Genomic DNA, 15,476 nt, shown 5'->3' with positions numbered 1-15,476 from the left:
CACGATTAATGGCCCACTCCATGGCCATCTCTGAGTCCCACTTTGAGTAGCAAATAAACAGTGTTAGTTTGGTCATTACCAATAACTAACGGATTTGTTATGAGATGAGGATTAAAACAATGGCAGAAATTAGAGAGGTGCTATATCAGCACAAAAAAGGGATGACTCAACGCAATATTGAAAAGTCTCTAAGCGTTTCACGAATGAGCATACGCAAGTACGTTTCAATGGCCAAGGATTTGGGTTATCAGGAGGATATTTCCAATGATGAGCTCGAAGTTATCGCTTTGCAGATACATAATAAAATCGTTAATACTACAGCCAACAACAGACCCAATAAATCAGAAAAAGAACTTGAGGCGCATCACGAAAAAATAGCATCACTCCTCACTGAGAAGTGGATTACCCATATGCAGATACACCGAATTTTAAGCGATAATGGTCTTGTTAGCAGTCGAAGAAGTCTTAGTCGTTATATTGAACGTCATTTCCCCTCGTTGCCTAAGGCTACGGTACATTTGTTAACAAAGCCTGGGCATGAAGCACAAGTTGACTATGCGTTTGTTGGGTTTATCAATAATAAAAAAACATACGCTTTTATTATGACGTTATCACATAGTCGGTATCGATATGTTGAGTTTGTACATTCTCAAAATCAGCAATCATGGGCGCAAAGCCATATCAATGCCTTTCATTTTTTTGGAGGCGTGCCCAACTGCATTCTTTTAGACAATTTGAAATCGGGAATTATTAAAGCACATATTTATGATCCAACGGTCAATGAAACCTATGCAGAGTTATCTCGCTTTTATGACTTTATAGCCGATCCGGCGAAGGCTCGAACGCCCGAGCACAAGGGGAAGGTTGAGCGTAGTGTTCAATTGGTAAAAGAACAGGTTATCGCGGGGATAACCTATGATGATTTGGCCTCGATCGCTGCCAGCCAAGGAAGCGAGGAACGAGCGAGGCTGGTAGTCCCTGGTAGCCTTAGAGCCGGATGTTTTGCCGCAGGCAAAATATAAGGCATCCGAAAAGGCGTCAGTCATTGGGGTAGCGTTGTTTTTGAACCCCGAATGGGGTGAAAAAACAAGCGGACACAGGACGGCCAGGGCCGCCGGAGGCATACTTGTCGCGTTTGCGAGTCGATTTCAGCCATGGATGGCTAAAATCAATCACGAGCTTAGCGACACTATCGGAACGCCTTTGCACGTGATTGGTGCGCTAATAAGGTATCGCACGTCATCTGCAGTACCACTGGTGAAAAGCCAATTGACGTATTTAAAAATGAAGAATTTAATTTATTAAACCCACTGCCAGCAGGCGCTTTTGATATGCCCATTTGGATGGATGCTCAAGTTCATCGTGACCATCATTTTGTTGTTGCTGGTAATTTTTATTCTGTGCCAACGATACATATCGGGACAAAGGTTAAAATTAGAGTTGGCTTGAAGACCGTTCAGGCCTATGTGAATCATGCTTTGATTAAGACCCATATTCGTAACTACGGGCGTGGACAGTGGGAAACGGATCCCAATGACTACCATAATTCTGCAAAGTATTACTTAGAAAATACTGCTGGCGTTTGTATTGAAGCGGCCAAAGCAATTGGTCAGGCAACGGAGGAAATGGTCACAAAGGTACTGGCTGAAGGCTCTAGAACGAGCTTAAGAAAAGCCCAGGCTATCATCCGCTTGGTTGAGGAATACGGTAATGAGCGCCTTGAAAATGCATGTTTACGCGCGATTTTATTTGATAATTATACTCATCAATCATTGAAAAAAATCCTCACGGAAGGCCTGGATAAAAAAGACACGAGAACATTCTCCACTAAGCGCTCGGCCAATCATGAGAACTTTGCCTATATTCGCGCAGCAAGTGATTACAGCTCAACGATGGAGGCTCATTATGAGTGATATCAATATGTTAGAGCTTGCAAAAAAACTACGTTTGACAGGGATCCCAGACACACTGCTAGCAAGAGTAGAACAGGCTCGCGCAGCGTCCCTCTCTTATGAAGAGTTGCTCTCAATGTTGTTTCAGGATGAGGATGAGGCTCGTCAACAAAAATTGCTTGCTGGGCGTGTAAGGCAAGCTCGATTTGAGGAGCCTCAGTGTTTTGAAAATTTTGAACTGGCTCGATATTCAACACAAGTCACACAAGCCATCCGCACCCTGATGACAGGGAAGTTTATCAAAGAAAAAAACCATGTCATCATCATGGGACCTGTTGGCACCGGAAAGACTCACCTGGCTCAAGCCCTGGGTCTAATGGCATGTCAACGACATAAAAAAGTCTGCTTTATAAGAGCGAATGAACTGTTAAATCAGTTCCACCAAGCAAGAGCGGATGAAACATGGACTGCGCTTTTTAAACGTTACTCACGATACGATGTGCTTATTTTAGATGACTTCGGGCTGAAAGCATTATCGCCAGAACAGTCCACTGATCTGTATGATTTAATAGCAGCTATCCATGTAAACTCTATGCTAATTATAACTACTAACCGTAAAATAGAAGGATGGATGGAGCTATTTTATGATCCGGTTATGGCAAACGCAGCATTAGATCGTATCGTAAATAAAGCTTATCGAATTGTTCTTGATGGGGAGTCATACAGGAAAAAATTTATACCGAAATTTAATTTAGTAGATGACAAGTGAGTTAAAAAAATTTACCCTAAGTGGGCTACTTTGAGTGGCCAGAGGGTGGGCTAGTAATCGTGACCCATGACACCAATAAAACCAACACGTTTCATTAATAAAAACCACTGTAATCAAGGGCTTTATTCTGAGCCATCAGGTCATAATCAAGGCCTGCCAATAACCAACTTAATTGCTTGTTATCAAGTGTTGCAACATCCATATTTTCATCATATTTTATGATTTTAAACCGGCCTTTTTCCAGACGTTTATAAATCAGGACAAAGCCATTCTTGTCCCAGTACAGCAACTTCACTTTATCACGAGCCCGATTATAGAATAGAGTCAGTGAACCATCTTGTACTATATGGCTCGATAGGTCACTAATAATATAACTCAAGCCGTTAATTGATTTGCGCATATCTATGGGCTGGCTGTATAAATAAATCTGCTGCTGGTCAAATGATATCATCGTGCATCGCCTAATAGCTGGATAAGCGCACTGGCTTTGCTGATGTCTGCTTCAGTTTTAATGTGCAATTTAATACCCGTAGGTAGGATAACTTCCAGACAGGATGTCGGCGCAGCTTTAACTTGGGATAGTTCACGTGCTGGGGTCGTTGATACCTTCAACAGCTTCGGCTCAGCGTTCCCGGAGATCTTTTTATTAAGTCTTCCGCGCCAATAAACAAATTGCTTATATACCAGACCTTGTTGTTCACAAAATTTTGGTTGCGCTAATCCACTTGATTCCCAGAGGCTGTTTTGCTCTGACCAATAGGCCTGTCGATTTGAACTCATACTCATGTCTCCTTTGTTTGTAATTTAAAGGAGTTTGAGTTAATTCACTTGTCCTGTGTAGATGGGGTTGCTTTGGCGCTTACATTACTAAGAGCTTTAATTCAGGATAATACAAATCTTCTAAATCAATTTTTGCTATTGCTAGTCGTTCCAGCGCATACTTACGATATAATTCCGAATCTTTAGCTTTATCATCACATATAGCCCACAATTGTTCCCTGTCTTTTCCTGACATACAATTAGCTGCTGTTGGATCATCTAATGAATAGCGATAACCATTACTCTCCCATATGTTGTTATGAATGCCACTACGTTGAGTTACAATAATTTTTTTTCCATTTTCATAAGTAATAGTAGTTGTTTCGGAGTAAGAATTCAGGTGCATTTGTGCCAATAGCTTCATCATCTCTTTTGTACTAGTTGCCATATATTTTCCTTAATTTAAATAGTTAATTTTGGGCATGATCGTAGCACTAATGTAATTAAAAAAAAATGAACGAGAGCAAATTGCTTTAAAAAATATACAGTTACTAAGATTAATAGGTAACTGCTGATGCAAACATCAAAAAAAGACAAAATCATGAATTTTAGACAGAGTTCAACTGTATAGGTCAAATTTTAGTTTGCAAGTAGTGTGATTTTGATACTATTCCTTCAGCAATTGCGTATGCAATAGAAATAATCAACGTTAGATGAAGAGAGCTTGGAAAAGTCTCATAATCCTATTATGGAAGACCTAAATAAAGTGTAATTTTAGCAAGATTTTTTTTCTCCAGCTTGAGCCTTTTGTTTTCTTCGCGTAAACGGCGTATTTCAAGCTGATCTGCTGTTAATTTCCCATGCCCCCTGAAGGCTTGCTCATCATCCGATTCGTTTTCTTTTATCCAGCGATTCAGAAGAGTGGGGTTAATGGATAAACTGCGCGCTGCTTTTGCGCGGCTGTAACCCTGGTTGGTAACCAGACTAATCACATCCAGTTTGAACTCTTTTAAATATTTTTTTCTCCTAGCCATTGTTCTCTCCAGTTAAGTCATTATCTCTTAACTGGTGTGTCCAAATTCATTGACCACGTCACTTCTTATGCTTTTAAATGCATAACATTTTCGTGAGTTGTACATCAGAATCCCATTGCACCTCAAAACTAAACTCGCGATAATAGATAATTAATAAACACTGACTGGCAACCGATGCTGAACATACTAGAGAATATAGATTTAACTCCCTTAAATACATTGCACTTAAAATCAACAGCATCTCACTATGTTGTCTTAAATAAAATCCAACAGCTAGCTGAAATTAGAGAAGTTATTTCTAATTTTCCAAAATTCTTTGTCTTGGGAGGAGGCAGTAATTTAATTGTACCCACTCGATATCAAGGTTTAGTTATTCATAATGAGTTACGTGGCATTACAATTAATACGGTTGGGCAAGAACAAATTGTTACAGCAATGGCAGGTGAGAACTGGGATGAGCTTGTAGCTTATTGTAATACTCATGGTGCTTTTGGGTTAGAAAATTTAAGCTTAATCCCCGGCACGGTGGGAGCATCGCCAATTCAAAATATTGGCGCGTATGGAATCGAAGTTAAAGATTTTATAAAAAATGTTTTGGTATTTGATCTTCAAACTGCAAAATTGGTTAATCTTAGCAACAGTGAATGCCAATTTAGTTATCGGAACAGTATTTTAAAAAATAATTCGCGTTTTATCGTTATTAACGTCACGTTTACTTTATCAGCGGAGGCTAATATTAATGTACATTATGGTGATGTTGCGCAAAAAATTTCATCTTTAACTAATCCAACACCATATGATTTGCGTAATATAATTATAAAAATTCGTCAAAGTAAATTGCCCGACCCCAACGAGCTAGGTAATGCAGGTAGTTTTTTCCATAATCCCGTTATATCAAAGAAAATGGCGCAGAATTTATGTATTCAACACCCTACTTTACCTATATACCCCACACCCAATCCCGATAAACTTAAACTATCAGCAGGATGGCTTATTGATAATTTAGGTCTGAAAGGATCGCGACAAGGTAATGTTGGCATTTACCAGCAGCATGCATTGATTATGGTAAATTATGGTGGTGCTCATCATTCAGAGTTATTGGAATTTGCTGATTGGATACAAACACAAATTAAAGAGCATTATGATGTACAACTAATTATTGAACCTATTATTTTAGAATAAAATCCCTCAATACTATTTAATAACGAATAAATTCAGTGATTGGTTTAGTAAATCCCCATCCTAAGGCAGGTCGCAGGTTCGAATCCTGCCCGGGACGCCAGTTGAACGCATTAGTGCGTAAAACGACTGGTTCATGGAGATAATGAAGTTCCTATTACAAGCTGCTTTTTAACATCCAGGCAGTTTTACGATGGACAGTTAACCGCTCAATCAGAAAACCGGCAACCACTTCATCGTTTGTCTTTTGTGCAGCATCAAGAGCTTTATGTAACGTTTTCTGAATTGCCTCTTGATCGTCCAATAATTCTTTTACCATCTGCTCAGCAGTGGCACTTTCGTCCCCGGATTTAATGATGGTTTTCTTATTATAGGCATCAAATGTACCTGGAGTTTTCTCGCCAAGTCCACGAATTAACTCGGCTACGGTATCAATGGCTTCGGCAAGTTCCTTATACTGTTCTTCAAACATCATGTGCAGATCTTTAAAGCGAGGCCCATCAACGTTCCAATGATAATTCTGAGTTTTAAGGTACAGCATGTAAGTATCAGCTAAAACTGATTTTAGTGTTTCTACTACAGGTTGGTTACTCATATCCTTTCTCCTGTTTTTTATTCCTATTAAATTTAATCAAAGCTTGAGGTATTATAACCAATTAAAGCGTCCGTTTTCATACATAACTCAAACGCTATTATATTAACATATATAGAATAGCTTAAAAATCAGGATAAAAAATGAGTGCCTACGCAAAACCAAACGAAAACTGAGCTTTTTATATATAATTAAAAACAGATAACCCCTGGATACGCACGAAACTCTGTTGTGCGGCTTGCAGATTAATTAATTGCATATTATATTCTGTTGCTACAGCTGTTGGATCAATCTCTCTTAATTTTTTCCGTGCGTCTTGACTTACCAAGAGTAAATTACTGTTTATATCGTCCACCAGATCCAGTTGATTTAAGCGGGCTCCTACATCTGATTGAAATGATAAAATATTGTTGGTTGCACTGTTTAACTGAGCGAGTAATTGATTGTTTTCTGTTAATGTGGCTGCCTTTTCCACTGCAGTTCCAAAAGGCAGATTCAAATTGGCAATCATGTTCTGTACCGTTGTAAAAATGGATTGATTTTGCGCAGGATTAATAGAAAATGAATCACCGGGAAGTGGCACACCACTCACGGTCATTTCCATACCATTAAAACTAACAGTTGAACCATCCTGATATAATGGCGCATCATCAGGTAATCCTGAGGGTGGGATTACATTACCACTTGCAGTGCCACTAACCATGACCACCAGATTTCCCTGGGTGTTGAGAGCAAAACTCATAGTATAATCATCAGGTACATAAGCAGCTGTATCCACTACTGCCCCAGAACTCACCGATGCTGTGCCTGTGTTGGGAGGAGCGACTGTTTGGGAAATAGAGAACAGCCCATTACCATCAGGTATCCGCATAAAGAGGTCATCCCCAGTGTCACTGATTGCAATGTGTAAATTCCCACTTACCGCCTGATAGCGCTGTGAACTGTCTCCATTATAGATAAATTGTCCAGAACCATTTATAGAAAAGGGTTGGGTTGCTGATTGGCCGCCACTAAACATATAACTGCCATTGATATCTTTTGTATTGGAATAATCCTTAAGTTGACTCAAGAGATTAGTGACTTCAACAGCTAAAGACTTCCGATCGGCTTCAGATAAAGCCGCATTTCCGGCTTGAACCTGGATTTCCATTAAACGCTGTAACGCATTAACCGTATTTCCTAAAATACCCTCTTCCAAACTAAGCGCACTAACTGCATTTTGTCGATTTTTTTGTAAGGATTCAGTAGTACTAATTCGTTGATTCATCAGTTCAATTTGAGCAGCAGCAATAGGATCATCCTCAGGTGATTCTACTCTTAGTCCGCTTCCCAGCCTCTCTTGCAGTTTTGATGCTTTTTCTTGTTGTACTAATAAACTGTTTAATCCACGTTGATAAATCTGGTTCGTTGAAATACGCATTTATCACCTCATCATATCAAATAGAACATTGATCATCTGGCTGGCAACACTCATTAACTTCCCAGCCGCTTCATAGGCTTGTTCAAATTTTAATAAATTCGCTGCTTCTTCATCTAAATTAACCCCGCTAATGCTTTCCTGATAACCAACAGCCTGTTGAAACAATATTTCGGAGGCATCATAACTATTTTTTGCCAGTTTGGTTTGACCACCTACATCTACAAGTAAATCGGAATATCTATCAAAAATACTTTCAGTACCCCCAGAAAAAAATTTATTTCCCTGTATGCCGGCAAGTAATAAACCATTACGGTTATCCCCAATTCCTCCAGTATTGTAATTTGAGGAAAATTCATCTCCTGCTTTTGGCAGGCCTGATAAAACCACTGAATAGGAGGGATTAACAGAATCTGGTATCTGGATGGTATTTTCAGTGTTCGGAACAAAGGGGTGCGGTCCTGTAGTCGTGCTGTTAGTTACATCCACAAGATTAAATTGAGTATCCGAGATAAATTCAATTCTATATTGATTCGATACCGCCGATGTATTAAATATTGTTCCTAAAGAGATCTCCCCTATGCCAGAATTACTTAAGGAAGCCGAGGTACGGACTGGTGAAGCCATGGCAATTTGGCGGGCATTTGTAATTTGTAACTCCAAGTCTTTCGCCGCACCACGAGTGGGGGTAAGCTTGAAAGTATCATTATTGGCAAGGTTGGCAATATCATCTACAGTTATGGTCATCCCATCAATAACTACTTGCCCTGCAGGAGGTGCGGGGGGATTACTAGACCAGTTAAGTGTCGTTGAAGTGCCATCTGATTGACGCACTAACCTTATCTGATTTGTAAGTACATCACTAACTACCAACTCATAATCGCTTAACTGAGTTTGTGCTATATCCGAGATATTTACAGACAGCACTCCCGTGCCCGTATTAATGCCTGAAGGAATGGAACGATTTAACTGTTGGGAAATTGAGTTATAATCAGTAAAATAATTTTGTCCCAGTTGATTATTCATATCCATGCCTAACTGATGTTGGGCATTAAAGGTCTGCGACAAACCTATAGCCATTTGTCCTAGCATTTGGCTGGCCTGTCCTAATACGGTTTGCTCATAATTCAACAATCCGCCAATCATGCCTGAGTTTAATTTTGAGGTAATATCCAGTTGACCAGCACCATTGCCCAAAAGAACCTTGGTACCTAATACATTTGATTGCTCAGAAGAAACAACCAGGTCTCGTTGTTGAGTTCCAGATACCAGCATTTCCCCAGTGGCAATACCCACACTGATTGTTCCATCCCCCTGATCAAAGGTGGTTACATCAACAAATTGGGATAATTCTTTTAATAACTCATCTCGTTGATCGAGTAACTCAGGGGAGTTAGCTGATCCCATTAGCTGCTGATTGGCAGCCGCAATACCCCGTGTTATTTGGTTTATTTGAAGTGCGGCTTGTGAAATTTGAGCAGTCGAATTATTTTGATATTCATCCAGTTTCGTTTGTAAAAAGTTAAACTGTTGCACCAATAATTGACTCTGTTTCAAAGCAACATCCCTGGAAGCCGCTGTATCAGGTGAATTATTTAGTTGACTCAGGGCATCAAAAAATGATTGTAATGATGCGGAAACATTGGTCCCATCTTGAGAAATTAATTTATCAATCTGTGAAGCCTGTTGATAAAAAGCTTCATATTGCGATTTAAAACTTTGAGTATTTCTGACTTGAAAGTTAGCAAATTGATCAGCATTCCTATAAATTGAAGCCACTGTTACCCCAGTACCAATAAAGGATTTGGAGTAACGTTGAGAAAGACTTGGATTAAAATTAATAGTTTGTCTGGAATAACCTCTGGTTTTAGCATTTGTTATGTTATTGCCAGTTACAGCTAATGCGGTTTGAAAGGCATTCAATCCTGAATTGGCTATGCTCAGTATGGACATATTCGTTCACTCCCTAAACCAAGTATTTAGTTTTAAATGATCAAACCTGCTCTGATATCCCGCATCGTTGCATTGCTTGATTCAAATCATCTCCATGATAAATCGATAAGATCTTATTGCCATACATTGGATCTGTGGCATAGCCCGCTTTATGTAATTCATTGACATAAAGTTCCGGGTTTCCAGCATGTGCCAGGGCACTTTGATAACGCTCGCTTCCTTTAATTAGGGAAACATAATCATTAAAACTTTGTTCTATTGATGAATATTTTCTAAAAGACTCGGTCATGTTAATAGGTGTATCGGCAATAAACTCGGTTGTTTTAACTTTAATCGATTCAAGATTTTTATTATTCCCAGTTTTAACATTAAATAAATTATTACTGCTCGATCCATCAGCATCTTTAGCAATGAACTTGCCCCACCCTGTTTCCAAGGCTGCTTGAGCAATCAAAATCTTTGGATCAAGTCCCATCACTGATGCAGCTTCTTTTGCTTTAGGCCAAATAGCTTTGATAAAGTCATCAATACCCTTAATGGATGAATCTGTTGCTTCTGTTGCCTTGTTAAGAAAGGAAGTATTTGGGACATTCGCTTGGGCAGTATCTGAGGTTTTATGATCGTCCCCACCGACATACCCTTGTAACTGCTTTGCAAGCATGGAAGCAAAACCTATACCCTTAGAATTAGCAATATTGCTAGCATATTGTGCATCCAGCATTTCTTGAAATGTTGCCTGATTCTTTCCACTAAAGGGGCTGGATTCATCAAGAAAATGTTGTCCCATTCTCATAGTTTTAAGCATTGACTGTAAAAAAATCCCTTCAAACTGTTTTGCAACCTCTGGCAGAGCTTGTTTTGCATCATTTTTTGCCTGAACTTTTAATTCATTTAAACCTTGAAAGTCGCTGGTAGCAATACTTTGAAACTTCATATTTATCACCTTTAAATAACTATTAACGTTGCAGTTAATGCACCTGCTTGTTGCAGTGCTTCAAGTATGGATATCACGTCGGCTGGAGTAGCACCTACAGCATTAATTCCTCTGACTATATCTTTCAATGTGGTTCCTTTGGGGAGCACGAATGCGTGATTATTTTTTTGGTCCACATTAACTTGTGATTGCTGTGTCTGAACTGTTCGACCTCCTGCAAAAGCATTAGGCTGACTAATCACTGGGGTCTCCGTAATACTAACTACCAGGTTACCATGCGATACTGCAGCAGATTTCACGATCACATTACTTGATATCACGATAGTTCCCGTTCGTGCATTAATAATTATTCTAGCGTTTGGCTCTCCCGGTTTAAACTCTATATTTTCAAGAACGGAGACATAATCTACCCGTTGATTCAATTTTTTAGGGGCAGTCACTACGACAGAAGTAGCATCCATAGCTCTTGCTGTTCCTGGTCCCATCAATTCATTTATGGCATCACTCATCCGTTTGGCAGTCGTAAAATCAGGGCTATGCAAATTATAAGTAAGTGATTTTGAAAAATAAAAAGGATTGGGAATATCTGCTTCTACGGTAGCTCCATTTGGAATTCGCCCCCCACTAGGTACGTTTACAGTAACGCTTGAACCGTCACTTCCAGAAGCACTTATCCCCGATACAACCACATTCCCTTGAGACATGGCATAAACCCGACCATCAGCTCCTTTAAGTGGAGTAAGCAGTAATGTGCCGCCTAATAAACTTTTTGAATCACCTACAGATGAAATATTAACATCCATATTTTGCCCTTTTTTCATAAAAGTGGACAAACTTGCAGTAACCATTACCGCAGCAATATTTTTTGAATTGAGTTTGAGTCCCGGAGGAATGTTTACCCCTAACTGAGTTAACATATTGGCAAAACTGTCTTCCGTAAATTTCGTACCGGACTTATCCCCGGTGCCATTTAACCCGACTACCAGACCATAGCCAACTAACTGGTTAATACGCACTCCAGCCAGAGTAGCAATATCTTTAATCCGCTCAGCAAAAACCTGACCGATAGTCAAATATAATGCTAAAAACCCTGTAATAATCAGCCTTTGTCGCCGCATTACTGTCCTTGTAGAAGTTATTATTTTCAGTCCTGTTATTTCGAGTTAACTATTTACTAATATTATATAATCTCTCGTCATTGTGAACTTCAAGCAACAACCAAACAATGACTCTTTATTGCTTCGCAGGCTCTCAATGACGGTGGATCCAAGCCTGAGTCTATGAAACCTGGATGCATCCATAGCCTAAATCCAATTTAAGTTGGGAATAACGGACTCCACAAAAAGCGTGCTAACCAACCTTGAGCATTTGCATTATTCACTTGACCAGTACCACCATAAGAAATTCTGGCATTAGCCACTCGATCAGAAGTAATCGAATTATCCGCTTTAACATCCTGAGGACGAACGATACCAGATAATTGGATAAATTCTTTTCCTTGATTAATGTTAATCCACTTCTCACCTTGTACCGCCATATTCCCATTAGGAAATACTTTCGCTACTGTAACAGAGATACTTCCCGTCATTTGATTATTTTGTAACGACTGTCCCTGACCGGTAAATTGCCGTTGATTATTTAAATCAAAGTCCATGCTGTACCCACTACCCAGGCTAATGGGTCTACCTAAAAAAGCTGCATTAACGATTTTCTCCTGATCATTTTTCCTTTGAACAGTGGAGGCATTCTTTTGCGCATTGGTTTTTTCCACCAAAAATACGGTCAATATATCACCCGGATGCCTTGCTCTCGGCGTCTCAAAAAGGGGTAAGGCCGTTTCGTTGCTGTATATTGCCCCACTCACCTTCCTGAGTTGCTTTGGGTCTGGTGTATCGGGATAAGTAGGAGCATAATCGGGACTTGCTCCAGGGACTGGGGGATTTAAAGCCTCACACCCGCTTAAAAGAACTCCAATCAAGGTTAGTACGGCACAATCAAATAATCTCATTACTATAGTCCGCTTAAAGTGCTTGGTTTAAATATTGCAACATACTATCCACAGTCTGTATGCTCTTTGCAGTAATCTCATAACTTCTTTGCGCCTGTATCATATTAACCAATTCCTCAACCACGTTGACATTAGAGGCCTCTAGGTTTCCTTGCAATAAAGTACCTAACCCGGAGTTACCAGGATTATCGGTCAAGGGATTTCCACTTGCCTGAGTTTCTAAAAACAAGTTTTGCCCAACAGGCTGTAATCCTGCTGGATTAATGAAATTGGTTAATTGAATGTTTCCCAGTACAGAAGGTGCGTTGTTTCCTGCTACCGTAACACTCACTGTTCCATCATTACCTATGGTGATATTCTCAGTCTGAGCAGGAATAGCCATCGTGGGTTGGATTAAGTAGCCATTGCTGGTTACTATCTGACCCGCGTTATCTAATTTTAAGTTACCATCTCGAGTATATGCCAAAGTGCCATCAGGCATGATGACGGTCATAAATCCAGCCCCTTGAATAGCCACATCCAAAGAATTTTGCGTATTTTGCAAACCACCTTGAGCAAATAATTTCTCGGTGGCGACTAAGTGCACCCCGGTTCCCATATTAATACCGGTAGGAATTTGCGAATTGGCAGTAGACTGTGCGCCTGCTTGACGCATGTTCTGATAGATTAAATCTTCAAATATAGCTCTGCCTTTTTTAAAACCTGTCGTATTAACGTTAGCCAGGTTATTTGCAATGGTCGCAATAGTTTGATCTTGAGCTTCCAAGCCAGATTTACTGACCCATAATGCTGGTTCCATTAAAGCCTCCTACAATAATACTTGATTATAATGGGACTACTCGTGCAATATTTGTGCCAATTTTTGAGAGTTATCATCTACTGTTGATAGTATTTTCATTTGGGCATCAAATTCTCGACCAGAGCTGATCATTTCTACCATTTGCTCTACAGCCTTAACATTGCTGCCTTCAATAGCGCCATTAATTAATTTGACTGATCCATCAGCAGCAGGTGCATTCGCTCCTTGCTTAAGTTGTATCATACCCTCATCATTTTTAATTATATTATTTTTATCAAGGGTAACTAGCTTTATCCTGTCTAATATTGCCAATTCATTGACATCGCCCTCTAGCGGAATTATGGAAATGGTTCCATCAGATCCTATCTCAACAGATCGCGCGGGCGGGATGGAAATAGGCCCACCATCCCCCAGGACAGCCTTACCAGAAGCAGTAGTTAACTGGCCATTGACCCCTACACGCAAACTCCCTCCTCGTGCATATACTTCCTGGCCTTGAGTGTCTTTCAGTGCAATCCATCCATTTCCATCAACAGCGACATCCAAATCACGGCCTGTAGTAATTATTCCACCAGGGCTTAGATCTATCCCATTAGGCCCCTGGACATTAAAGGTTTGACTACCTGCATTGGAAGCATTGTTATTCATATACATGGTTTGTGCTTGATATAAATCTGCTTTAAAACCAGGCGTATTAACATTCGCCAAATTATTGGCGATCATTGCCTGTTTCTTAAACTCAGCCTGACCTCCGCCGGTGGCTTTATACAGAATAGGATCCATCATTTATCTCCTAGCGTATATTAATAATGGTTTGGGTCACAGCATCACCTGTCCGTATGGTTTGAGCATTAGCTTGAAAATTACGCTGTTCCGTTATCAAGTCCACTAACTCAGTGGTGATGTCAACATTGGATTGCTCAAGATTGCCCGCATTAATTGAACCCAACCCGCCAGTTCCAGCAACACCAATTAATGCCTGACCAGAACCCGTTGTTTCAGCCCAGTTGGTATTACCCACATTCTGTAAGCTTCCGGTATCAGCAAAATTGGCTAACTGGATTTGTCCCATAGCCATAGCCTGACCATTAGTATAACGACCAAAAATGACGCCTGTTATGTCTATATCTAACCCAGCCAAACTGCCAGTAGTAAAACCATCATTGAAGGTTGATTGCACAGCAAAGCCACTGCCAAATTGAGTACTGTCAGTTAAATCAACATTGATACTTAATGGATTGGATCCATTATTAAGATTCATGGTCAAAGGGATTAAATTATTGGGTAATCCAGTATTGGTTGTGTCCTGGGCTCCTGCAAAAGACCCATCGGGATTAAAAGCTGCTCTAAAGAGATTGTCCGTGTTCCCTGGCCCACCAAGGGCGGGAACATCTTGATTATCTATTTGAAAAGCAACATACCATTGCCCCTGTGTGCCCGGAGGTGACGCAGCATTTGGTGCGCCTGCTAATGCATCAGGATCGGCTTTTATAAAATACATACTTAAGACATGTGAATTACCCAAACTATCATAAATAGTTGATGAAGTAGTATTGTTATACGTATCGCTAACCGGTGTAGCCCCTCCAGTCCAATTTGCACCAGGTGGAGTACTTGCAGAGTACAAATTCAAACCTGCTGTCACGGTAGAGCTTGCCCTGGGTTTTATGTTCGCAGTGTTTATTTGTAAATCACCAGAAACGCCAGTGATATTACCAACATCATCAGCGAGCAATCCGGTTAGACGCTGGTCTTTATCATTTACAACATAGTTCTGATTGTTTAAGCTAAATTGACCTGCACGAGTATACGCTTTAGCCCCTTGGTCGTTCAGAATAAAAAATCCTGATCCATTGATTGCAAGATCCAGAGCATTATTTGTTCCATAGATATCACCGGTAGCAAAGGATTGACTGACTCGAGACAGACTTACCCCACCTCCAACAGCCGTTCTGCTTACACCGTATGCATTATAATTATAAACATCCGCAAATTCAGCTCGTGATCTTTTAAATCCCACGGTTGAAGAGTTAGCGATATTATTTCCGGTTACATCCAAAGCTTTACTTGCTGCTTGAATACCACCTAAGCCTGTATTAAAACTCATATTAGCCTCCTGCTTATAATTTATAATCCTTTA

The 15,476-nt window shown here is 40.1% G+C and carries 16 protein-coding genes and 1 pseudogene; 4 read left to right on the top strand and 13 right to left on the bottom strand.

Features of this window, described 5'->3' with window-relative positions:
- Positions 1-104: 104 nt before the first annotated feature.
- The 3 genes from istA (at position 105) to istB (ending at position 2,661) form a co-directional block, all read left to right on the top strand.
- Positions 105-1,022: an IS21 family transposase gene (gene istA / locus HRS36_RS07605; RefSeq protein ID WP_173235511.1), complete on the top strand. Its 918-nt coding sequence runs from the start codon at positions 105-107 to the stop codon at positions 1,020-1,022.
- A 309-nt stretch (positions 1,023-1,331) separates the two neighbouring features.
- A complete protein-coding gene (locus HRS36_RS07600) occupies positions 1,332-1,913 on the top strand; it encodes a Mu transposase domain-containing protein (protein WP_173235513.1) in 582 nt (193 codons plus the stop codon).
- Complete coding sequence (gene istB, locus HRS36_RS07595) at positions 1,906-2,661, top strand: IS21-like element helper ATPase IstB (protein ID WP_173235440.1); 756 nt, start codon at positions 1,906-1,908, stop codon at positions 2,659-2,661. Before HRS36_RS07600 ends, istB begins: the two co-directional genes overlap by 8 nt.
- Before the next feature lie 94 nt (positions 2,662-2,755).
- On the opposite strand, the gene tnpB is transcribed toward istB, so the two are convergent.
- From tnpB to HRS36_RS07575, 4 genes and pseudogenes are all read right to left on the bottom strand, one after another.
- Entirely contained in the window at positions 2,756-3,112 is a 357-nt protein-coding gene (gene tnpB, locus HRS36_RS07590) for an IS66 family insertion sequence element accessory protein TnpB (RefSeq protein WP_173236292.1), read from the bottom strand.
- Positions 3,109-3,441: an IS66 family insertion sequence element accessory protein TnpA gene (gene tnpA, locus HRS36_RS07585; RefSeq protein WP_173236269.1), complete on the bottom strand. Its 333-nt coding sequence runs from the start codon at positions 3,439-3,441 to the stop codon at positions 3,109-3,111. The genes tnpB and tnpA overlap by 4 nt, the downstream gene beginning before the upstream one ends.
- 79 nt (positions 3,442-3,520) lie before the next feature.
- Positions 3,521-3,868: a hypothetical protein gene (locus HRS36_RS07580; protein WP_173236836.1), complete on the bottom strand. Its 348-nt coding sequence runs from the start codon at positions 3,866-3,868 to the stop codon at positions 3,521-3,523.
- Between the two features lie 325 nt (positions 3,869-4,193).
- A pseudogene (locus HRS36_RS07575) lies at positions 4,194-4,454 on the bottom strand (transposase); the annotation flags it as partial.
- A gap of 174 nt (positions 4,455-4,628) precedes the next feature.
- On the opposite strand from HRS36_RS07575, the gene murB reads away from it, so the two are divergent.
- A complete protein-coding gene (murB, locus tag HRS36_RS07570; protein WP_173236834.1) occupies positions 4,629-5,636 on the top strand; it encodes a UDP-N-acetylmuramate dehydrogenase in 1,008 nt (335 codons plus the stop codon).
- A 154-nt stretch (positions 5,637-5,790) separates the two neighbouring features.
- On the opposite strand, the gene HRS36_RS07565 is transcribed toward murB, so the two are convergent.
- From HRS36_RS07565 to flgE, 9 genes are all read right to left on the bottom strand, one after another.
- Positions 5,791-6,228, bottom strand: coding sequence for a Dps family protein (locus HRS36_RS07565; protein WP_173236833.1), 438 nt, complete (start codon positions 6,226-6,228; stop codon positions 5,791-5,793).
- Positions 6,229-6,406: 178 nt separating this feature from the next.
- On the bottom strand, positions 6,407-7,645 hold the full coding sequence (gene flgL / locus HRS36_RS07560) for a flagellar hook-associated protein FlgL (protein ID WP_173236832.1): 1,239 nt from the start codon (positions 7,643-7,645) through the stop codon (positions 6,407-6,409).
- 3 nt (positions 7,646-7,648) lie between these two features.
- On the bottom strand, positions 7,649-9,595 hold the full coding sequence (gene flgK, locus HRS36_RS07555) for a flagellar hook-associated protein FlgK (protein ID WP_173236831.1): 1,947 nt from the start codon (positions 9,593-9,595) through the stop codon (positions 7,649-7,651).
- A gap of 40 nt (positions 9,596-9,635) precedes the next feature.
- A complete protein-coding gene (locus tag HRS36_RS07550; protein WP_173236830.1) occupies positions 9,636-10,529 on the bottom strand; it encodes a glucosaminidase domain-containing protein in 894 nt (297 codons plus the stop codon).
- Between the two features lie 11 nt (positions 10,530-10,540).
- A complete protein-coding gene (locus HRS36_RS07545; RefSeq protein ID WP_173236829.1) occupies positions 10,541-11,647 on the bottom strand; it encodes a flagellar basal body P-ring protein FlgI in 1,107 nt (368 codons plus the stop codon).
- Between the two features lie 197 nt (positions 11,648-11,844).
- Positions 11,845-12,537 (bottom strand): flagellar basal body L-ring protein FlgH, encoded by a 693-nt coding sequence (locus HRS36_RS07540; protein ID WP_173236828.1) that lies wholly within the window; start codon positions 12,535-12,537, stop codon positions 11,845-11,847.
- 13 nt (positions 12,538-12,550) lie between these two features.
- Positions 12,551-13,336, bottom strand: coding sequence for a flagellar basal-body rod protein FlgG (gene flgG / locus HRS36_RS07535; RefSeq protein ID WP_173236827.1), 786 nt, complete (start codon positions 13,334-13,336; stop codon positions 12,551-12,553).
- Positions 13,337-13,372: 36 nt separating this feature from the next.
- Positions 13,373-14,119, bottom strand: a complete 747-nt coding sequence (locus tag HRS36_RS07530) for a flagellar basal body rod protein FlgF (protein ID WP_173238490.1) — start codon at positions 14,117-14,119, stop codon at positions 13,373-13,375.
- Positions 14,120-14,129: 10 nt separating this feature from the next.
- Positions 14,130-15,443, bottom strand: coding sequence for a flagellar hook protein FlgE (flgE, locus tag HRS36_RS07525; protein WP_173236826.1), 1,314 nt, complete (start codon positions 15,441-15,443; stop codon positions 14,130-14,132).
- Positions 15,444-15,476: the final 33 nt, after the last annotated feature.

The organism is Legionella antarctica (assembly GCF_011764505.1).
GTDB lineage: Bacteria > Pseudomonadota > Gammaproteobacteria > Legionellales > Legionellaceae > Legionella > Legionella antarctica.
The sequence above is the reverse complement of the archived record's forward strand: the minus strand, read 5'-3'. Positions and strand labels throughout refer to the sequence as shown.